General features: G+C 65.6%; 7 protein-coding genes. 3 read left to right on the top strand and 4 right to left on the bottom strand.

Annotated elements, in window-relative coordinates:
• Nucleotides 1-131 precede the first annotated feature (131 nt).
• Nucleotides 132-380 (top strand): hypothetical protein, encoded by a 249-nt coding sequence (locus tag G3O06_RS45455; protein WP_205819986.1) that lies wholly within the window; start codon nucleotides 132-134, stop codon nucleotides 378-380.
• A 150-nt stretch (nucleotides 381-530) separates the two neighbouring features.
• Here G3O06_RS45455 and G3O06_RS49865 read toward each other — a convergent pair whose 3' ends face one another.
• The 3 genes from G3O06_RS49865 to G3O06_RS49470 all read right to left on the bottom strand — a co-directional run bounded on the left by G3O06_RS49865 (nucleotide 531) and on the right by G3O06_RS49470 (nucleotide 4317).
• Nucleotides 531-1508: a lycopene cyclase family protein gene (locus tag G3O06_RS49865; protein WP_205819985.1), complete on the bottom strand. Its 978-nt coding sequence runs from the start codon at nucleotides 1506-1508 to the stop codon at nucleotides 531-533.
• Nucleotides 1509-1517: 9 nt separating this feature from the next.
• Nucleotides 1518-3851: a hypothetical protein gene (locus G3O06_RS45445; protein ID WP_205819984.1), complete on the bottom strand. Its 2334-nt coding sequence runs from the start codon at nucleotides 3849-3851 to the stop codon at nucleotides 1518-1520.
• Nucleotides 3852-3987: 136 nt separating this feature from the next.
• A complete protein-coding gene (locus G3O06_RS49470; RefSeq protein ID WP_241020574.1) occupies nucleotides 3988-4317 on the bottom strand; it encodes a hypothetical protein in 330 nt (109 codons plus the stop codon).
• Here G3O06_RS49470 and G3O06_RS45440 point away from each other — a divergent pair.
• Entirely contained in the window at nucleotides 4316-6517 is a 2202-nt protein-coding gene (locus tag G3O06_RS45440; RefSeq protein ID WP_241020573.1) for a molybdopterin cofactor-binding domain-containing protein, read from the top strand. The two genes, G3O06_RS49470 and G3O06_RS45440, sit on opposite strands and share 2 nt — an antisense overlap.
• Complete coding sequence (locus G3O06_RS45435; RefSeq protein ID WP_174966833.1) at nucleotides 6445-6903, top strand: (2Fe-2S)-binding protein; 459 nt, start codon at nucleotides 6445-6447, stop codon at nucleotides 6901-6903. Before G3O06_RS45440 ends, G3O06_RS45435 begins: the two co-directional genes overlap by 73 nt.
• A gap of 19 nt (nucleotides 6904-6922) precedes the next feature.
• Here G3O06_RS45435 and G3O06_RS45430 read toward each other — a convergent pair.
• Nucleotides 6923-7658 (bottom strand): DUF4384 domain-containing protein (locus G3O06_RS45430; RefSeq protein WP_205819982.1); only part of this gene is annotated, 736 nt, incomplete at its 5' end.

The following is a 7658-nucleotide window of genomic DNA, read 5'->3' as shown; positions in this document are numbered from 1 at the left end:
TGTACGGCGGCAACCTTGAACTCCGCCGTGTACACCTGTTTCGGTACCTTGAACATGCCTGATTTCCTTCCTTTCCGTCGAGTTTATACACGACCTCTTGGAAGGCGAAATTTCAGGGGAAGCTCACACTGATGATCAACGACCTGTCCCGCGCCCACGAACTCAGCCGCAAGGAAATGGCTTCCGTCAGCGGTGGTAGCGTGTTCCAGAACGCCGGTATCAACAACATCGCTACCGGCAGTGGATTCTCGTTCGCCAGCCCCAACACCATCACGGCTCCGGTTACTCAAGTCGATGCATCGACCCACCAGGATCTCACCAGCGTGACCAACTCGATCAACAACCTTGGCGGCCAGGTCATCGCCAAGCTGGGCCTGTAAGTTTCGCCATGCTTCCTCTCGGTGGTAGCCGTATTCGATAGCGTCGTACCGCACCACCGAAGTTCTCCAGGCCGCCGCGGGTTCGTCCTCGCGGTGTTTCAAGCCCGCCAGGTTCCGTCTCCTGGCGGGCTTTTTTGCATGTCCGGCGGATCAACTGCCGAGCGGCAGGCAGTCCGATCGACGGGCTGCGTCGTGCCATCCGATATCCAGCCCCGCACGCGTATAACTCTGCGCCAACACGGCTCTGTTGTACTCGTAGCTTTGCGTCACCCAGTCGCGGTACAGCGCGGCCAGCAAGCCCGCCCGATCCGGATGACGTGAAACCTCGATGGCCATTGCGCCCGCGCGCAGGCCGGACGCGACGGCAAAACGCAGACCATCGCCGGTCGCGGGATCGAGATAGCCCGCCGCATCGCCGCACACGATATAGCCGGGTCCCGCGGTCTGGTGCACGCACTGCCAGCGCCTGCACTCGCGCCACACCGGTCCGACGGGCATCGTGTCGATTGGCCACGCGATATCGCCATCGCGCAGCGTCGATAGCGACGTCCAGATTCGAAACGTGGAAGTTGCTTTCATCCATAGCCAGCCGCCATGCGCGATCGTCCAGTATGTGCCGGGGTGCGCCCCATGCCCGCGCGCATAGCCGCGGCGAAGCCAGAACGGCGAAGAGTCGGTCGCCACATCGAGCCGAATCGCGCGACGCAGCCAGCCGTTGATGCCGGTCGCATCGATCACGATACTTGCGCCGACCTCGCCGTCGCCGTGCGTGATGCCCGTGACCGCTCCGCGTTCGACACGCGCGGCAAGTCCGCCGGCGGGTGCACGCGAGTAGCGAACGCCTGCGGTCAGCGCCTCGGCACGCAAGCCGTCGTCGAGGCGGCTGCGGATGACTGCACGCCCCTGCTGCGGATCGGCGCGACCATCGAGCCATGTATGCGGTTGCCGGGCCAACCTCGGCGCCAGTCGATCGAGCAACGTGAGCGCGGCGCCGGACACGCATTCCGGCGCCGTACGCGAACGCCCGCGGCCCAGCATCCACACGTTGCCGCCCGCTCTCGCCGCAGCGATCGCAGCAGCGCATCCGGCAGGCCCGTCGCCGACGACGAGCACGTCACACGCATCCATCGCCATCACTCAGTAAAGCCCGAGCGCGTCGGGCCCCGGTGCGCGGCGCAGCGCCGGCCCGATCACCCGAGCGTCGGTCGCATCGCAACGGATCGCCTCCCCGTAGCGCACGCGCAATCGTCCCGGCGTGTGCTGTGTCGGCGCCGCGGCATCAGCAGCAGGAAGCACAAAAAGAAAGCGATAGCGTCCGGCAATACCCGGCGAATCGCCGAGTTCCCGTGCGGATACCAGCCACAGCTTCGTATGCGAAGGTGTTTGTCCGTTGTCGCATGCAGCGACGGCATGGCGCAACGCACTGATCCGACGAATCAGCTCGGCCGAGTCGACGTGCTCGAATGCGCCGTACAGCACCTCGCCGTGCAATGCGTTGGCGACGTAGTCCGAGCGCTCGATGTCCGCGTAATCCACGCTGCCGTCGGGCGTCAGGTACGGGCCGTATTCACCGTCCCATCCGCGCCGCGTATTCGACTCGTCGCCACGCGCGACCAGCGGATGGCACGGATGCAACCCGAGTTCGCGGTCGAGCATGGGAATGGCGGTCGGCGCGTCGGTCCGATTGAAGGTCCTGGACGCATCGGGACTCACGGCGGGCCAGAAGCTGTTGGAGGCCGCGCACAGCTTGATGTCCTCGGCGAACGGGCTGCCCAACCCGAAGGTCGCGAGGAAGATGCCCCGCCGGTTGCCCGCATAGGTGACGTCCCAGCCGGGCGCAAAGACACCCGAAGACGCGTCCGACAGAAACGAAGTCATGCGTGGCGTATGCACGTCCCTGTCCTTCCGGCGCGTTGCGCGTGCCGCCAGGCTGAACGCGACGGCGACCGTCCGGTCCCGCGGCGAAAACGCCTGCGTGTTGCTGAATGGATCGATGTGGCCGGGATTGGCCGGGAGTCGCTCGGCGCTGAGCGATATCGGCGAGCCGCTCCTGAACTGCGACTTCGGATCGATCCGCCGGTCCTTGAACCAGCGCTGCAGTTCCGCCTGGTCGGCGTACGGATAGAAATCCGGCGCGGCAACGACCGAATAGGCCGGGAGCACGGCGCGTTCCGCCAGCTCGGCGATACGGATCGTCACGACCCCTTCGGAGCAGTGATCGAGAAACAACTGCGCGCGGTAGCCGCCTTTGCCGACCTCTCCGAGAAATGCCTGCCGGTCGACGGGATGTGCGCGCATATCCGTATAGGTACCGTCCTCATGCGCCTTGTGCCGGATGTTGATGAACTCCGGTGCATTGCGGGGTTCGGGAAATTGCAGCCACCCGGGCGCGAAATGCGGAAAATATTGCTGCCGCACCTCGTCGATGGCGGCCAGCACCAGCTTCCACAGGTTCGTGATGATTCTCATCGTCGTGAAGCGCCGGTTGGCGAGCGGTACCAGCCACCATTGAGCCGGTACGCCAAAGCCGTGTACCCCGAAGTCGGCCGAAGTCATGGGCTCGATCAGGGGCCGCGCGGCCGGCATCAACAGCACGCCTGCGCCCGAACGCTTCAGGACGACCGACGGAGCGCTCGGGCCGGCAGGCGTGACGGTGCCTGGATCCTGGCAGCTGATCGCATACGGCGCGGCACACAGATCGCCTGATGGCGACGGCCGCACGCCCCAGCGCGCCTCGGCGGCCCGCTTCAGCTTCTCGCTGACATGGCGGTGGCCATATTTCAACGTCAACCGGCGTCCGGGCACGCATTCATCGGGAAACAGCTTGCGCACGGGCTCGATGAAAGTTCGCTGATGGTCGCCCGCTCGCCTGCCCTCGATCAGGGCGAGCGTGTCGGGACCGGTGACCCGACGGACGAGAAACGCGCCATAGCGCGCCGGCATTACGCGGACATGCTCGATCGCGTCCCGCACGTGCGGCACGAAGCTTCGGGTCTGCTCGTCGTAGCATGCGTCGGTGTCGCCGTTGCGTGCAATGCCGAGACGCGAGAACACGAGATCCGCATGCTGCTGATGTCCCGTACGGCGCGCCGGCCGGTACTGATAAGCCAGCACCGCGACGTCCAGCGTCTGCCAGTCGGGTGGCAACGGCGCCAGCGAAGCGATGTAGTTCTCCAGCAAATCGAGCGCGTCGAGACGTACGCCGGCATCCGGCGACGGGCACTCGGACAGTGCCAGCATGTGATAGATCAGGCTGCGCGCGGGGTCGCCGGGCTCGATCGCGCGCGTGGCGTCCGCGCAGAGATCGTGAATGCGGGGATCGTCCCAGTCGATCGGCAGCGGCCGGCCCAGTCGATTCGCCGTCTCCTCGGGCGTGCCCGAACCGGCCAGGTCAAGACCGTGACGTTTGAACGCTTCTCGCCACGGAGCCGGAAGGTCAAGCAGCAACGCGTGAACCTCATCGACAAGCATCAACGACCTCCGGTTGGCGGTGCGTTCGAAGCGGTTGGCACGACGCGCTTCGCGTCCCGGCAGCCACGCATATTCATCCGGCCGCAGCAGGCAGCGTCTTCAGCGCTTGTTTCAAACCGATATCACATTGAGGTTCTCAGTTGCCGATATCAGTGACTAATATAGGTGATTGCAGCAGCAATGAAATGACGGATTGTGTTTGAAACATTGAATTGTCGAGACGCGCGGCGTGATGCGCCGGATGCGCGGTGACTCGATCAACGCATGTCGGCGGCCACATCATGGTGAAGCGCAGAACCTTCCTGTTGGGCAGTGCGGGCGCGGCGGGCATGCTGGTGATCGGCTGGGCATGGTGGCGTCCCGACGACCGGCTGGGGATACCCGCACAGCTGGAGATGTCTCGCGTCGACGTGCCGCTGAACGGCTGGGTGATGATCAGTTCCGCTAACGACGTGACGATCGTCATGAGCAAATCCGAAATGGGCCAGGGGATACATACCGGCGCGGCCATGTTGCTGGCGGAAGAGCTCGATGCAGACTGGTCGCGAGTCCGCATCGTCATGTCCCCGCTCGACACGATCTACAAGGACCGTGAATCGCTGGCCGACGGCCTGCCGTTTCGTCCCGATGATGACAGCCTGCTCGCCCGCGGCGCAGCGGCGCTGGTGCGCCATGGCGCACGCTATCTGGGTTCGATGGTCACGGGAGGATCGACGAGCATGATCGATCTGTGGGGGCCCATGCGCGAAGCGGGCGCCACGGCCCGCATCATGTTGTGCAGCGCTGCGGCGAAGCTTTGGCAGGTGCCCGTCGCGGAATGCGAGACGAAGGACGGCATGGTGCTGCATCGTTCGGGACGCTCGGCGACGTACGGTGCACTTGTCCAGCTCGCGCGGGACGTGCCGCGCCCGACACACGTCGACCTGAAGGACCCGAAGACGTTCACGCTGGTCGGGAAGCGATTGGGTCGCATCGAGGCGCACTCGAAACTCGACGGCAGCGCGCGCTATGGCATCGACGTGCTTCCGGACAAGCTCCTGTACGCGAGCGTCACGATGTGTCCGACACTTGGCGGAAAGGCGCTGGATTTCAACCCGTCCGGCGTCGCCAGCCGGAAGGGCGTGACCGGCATCTTCAGGATCGAGCCATACAACGGCGGAACGGGAGGCGTTGCCGTCATTGCCGACAATCCCTTCATCGCGATGCGGACGTTGTGCCAGTTGTCGGTCACGTGGGATCACGGGCCGGCTGCCGGCGTGAATACCGCAGGTGTCCGCACGGCGTTGACGCACGCCCTCGACGACGATGAGGGCCGCCACGTGTTCTACGCCGCCGGCGACGCCGATGCGGCGCTGAGCCACGCGAAGCCGCTGGTCGCGCAGTACGAAGTGCCCTACCTGGCTCACGGGCCGCTGGAGCCGATGAATTGCACGGTGCTGGTCGAGGACGACTCGGCAACGATCTGGTGCGGCACGCAGGCCCCCATGGTGGCACGCAAGGCAGTCGCCGCGCTGCTGGGCCTGGACGAAGACAAGGTGGCCGTGAATCAGCAATTGATCGGCGGCGCATTCGGCCGGCGGCTCGAGGTCGACTTCATCACGCAGGCCGCGGCGATCGCGCTTCATGCGAAGGGAAGGCCCGTGCAGACGATCTGGTCGCGCCCGCAGGACATGACGCACGACTTCTACCGCCCGGCTTGCGTGGCGAGATACAGCGGCGCTATCGATGCGAGCGGCAGGCTGGTCGCATGGAAAGGCGTGTCGGCGAGCCAGTCGATCAGCGCGCAGGCGATGCCTCGCACGTTCGGCATGCCGAGCCTCGCCGCGAAATGGTTGCCCGACGCCACCACGGCGGAAGGCGCATTCGACCTGCCCTACGAATGCGAGAACATTCTCGTCCAGCACAATACGGTGACGCTCCCGGTACCGGTTGGCTACTGGCGCTCCGTCGGGCACTCGCATCAGGCATTCTTTGTGGAGAGCTTCATCGACGAGATGGCCGTGCTGGCACGGAAAGACCCGATCCAGTTTCGCCTCGACATGCTCAAGCAGCCGGCGCACCAGCGCCATGCGGCCGTGTTGCGCGCGCTCGTCGCGCTGTCCGGCTGGCATTCGCCGCTGGCATGGCGTGACAAGACGGGCGCGCGGTGCGCACGCGGCGTGGCGATGCATGAATCGTTCGGTAGCGTGGTCGCGCAAGTCGCCGAAGTCCGGCAGGAAGGTGACGGCTTTCGCGTGACGCGCGTGGTCTGCGTGATCGACTGCGGGCTGGCCGTGAATCCGAACCTGGTCGAGCAGCAGATGGAAAGCGGGATCATCTTCGGATTGTCGGCCGCGCTCGAGCAGGCGATCACGATCGAGAACGGGCAGGTCGCGCAGCATTATTTCGACAGCTATCCGCTCGTCAACATGGAGACGTGTCCCGAGATCGTCACGCAAGTCGTGGCAGGCGGGACCGAGCCGCACGGCGTCGGCGAAGCAGGCACGCCGCCGATCGCGGCGGCCGTGGCGAATGCGCTGTATTCGCTCACGGGCGTGCGCCATCGCACGCTGCCGTTCGTCACGCCGAGCCCACCCGACCAAGGAGATGACCGATGGTGTCAGTCCGTATCAACGGGGAAACCGCTCACGTCGATTCCGAGCCCGCCACCCCGCTGCTCTGGGTGATTCGCTGCGAACGCAAGCTGACCGGCACGAAGTTCGGCTGTGGCGTCGGGGTTTGCGGTGCATGCACGGTGCTGCTCGACGACCGGGCCGTGCCTGCGTGCCAGCTCCCGGTCGGTACGCTGAACGGTGCGCGCATCACGACCGTCGAAGGGCTGAACGGCGTCGAAGCGCGCGCACTGAAGGACGCGTGGATTGCCGTCGACGTCGTGCAGTGCGGCTATTGCCAGAGCGCACAGCTGATCGCCGCCACGGCCCTGCTCATGCGCTGCCCGCGCCCCGACGACAACCAGATCAACGAGGCCATGAAGGCGATTGCCTGCCGGTGCGGCACGTTTCCGCGCATCCGCAAGGCGATTCACCAGGCGGCGGAATCGCTAGCTCGCTAGTCTGGGCGAACCGGCTCGATCAGCTACCGTTGGCATGCGTCGTGATCTGGATGAAATCGGCGGCAATGCGCCCCGCGCCGTATTTGGCCTCGAACAGCTTCAATTGCCGATCGATTGCCGCGAGATAGGCGGCGCGCGGCTCGGATGGCGGGCGCATCCCGTCGAACAGCGGCGCGGGCGTGACGAGGAGCACGATCATCTCGGTCCCGAAAGGCTTGCCGATCACCCACTCGCCCATGCTGCCGATCGTCGCGGCGTAATTCGGCGGCGCCTGGTTGTCGCGCTCGCGGCTGCTTGGCACGAGATGCACGACGCTCCCGTTCAGCACGTAGTAATCGACGTTCACATACGAGTCGTAACCGGGTGTCGTGATGTCGATGACCAGCGGGTTGCCTTCAGCGAAATGCGCATCGGGCGCTCGCGTGCGGATCGAAGCCGCATGTGGCGCAGCCCGATTCGATCGCCAGTACGGAGCAAGCGCGCTCACGACTTCGCAGTTGTGCGCATCGATCGGGCGCACGTCGAGATTGGCCGCCGGTCCGCCCGCCAGGCTGCTGAGCGCGGTTCGCACGCGCCCGATGCCGACACCGGCTTCCGCAAACCCGCGCACCTGCAGCACGTGATCCTGCACCGACGCATCGAGTGCCGAACACGGGATGCGCGCCAGCGCCGCCATCACGGATGCCAGCGAGATCGCCGGTGCCGGCGGCGGCGCGCTGCCCGCAGCGGGCACGGCGGTCGCGACGGGCGCGGGC

This window comes from Burkholderia sp. Ac-20345, assembly GCF_017104825.1.
Lineage (GTDB): Bacteria > Pseudomonadota > Gammaproteobacteria > Burkholderiales > Burkholderiaceae > Burkholderia > Burkholderia lata_B.
Note: the sequence above shows the minus strand (reverse complement) of the source record. Positions and strands in the feature narration are given on the sequence as shown.

Coding starts and splice junctions, on each gene's coding strand:
- G3O06_RS45455 (WP_205819986.1), top strand. CDS start 132: ATGATCAACGACCTGTCCCGCGCCCACGAACTCAGCCGCAAGGAAATG.
- G3O06_RS49865 (WP_205819985.1), bottom strand. CDS start 1,508: ATGGATGCGTGTGACGTGCTCGTCGTCGGCGACGGGCCTGCCGGATGC.
- G3O06_RS45445 (WP_205819984.1), bottom strand. CDS start 3,851: ATGCTTGTCGATGAGGTTCACGCGTTGCTGCTTGACCTTCCGGCTCCG.
- G3O06_RS45435 (WP_174966833.1), top strand. CDS start 6,445: ATGGTGTCAGTCCGTATCAACGGGGAAACCGCTCACGTCGATTCCGAG.
- G3O06_RS49470 (WP_241020574.1), bottom strand. CDS start 4,317: ATGACGATCGTCACGTCGTTAGCGGAACTGATCATCACCCAGCCGTTC.
- G3O06_RS45440 (WP_241020573.1), top strand. CDS start 4,316: ATGAGCAAATCCGAAATGGGCCAGGGGATACATACCGGCGCGGCCATG.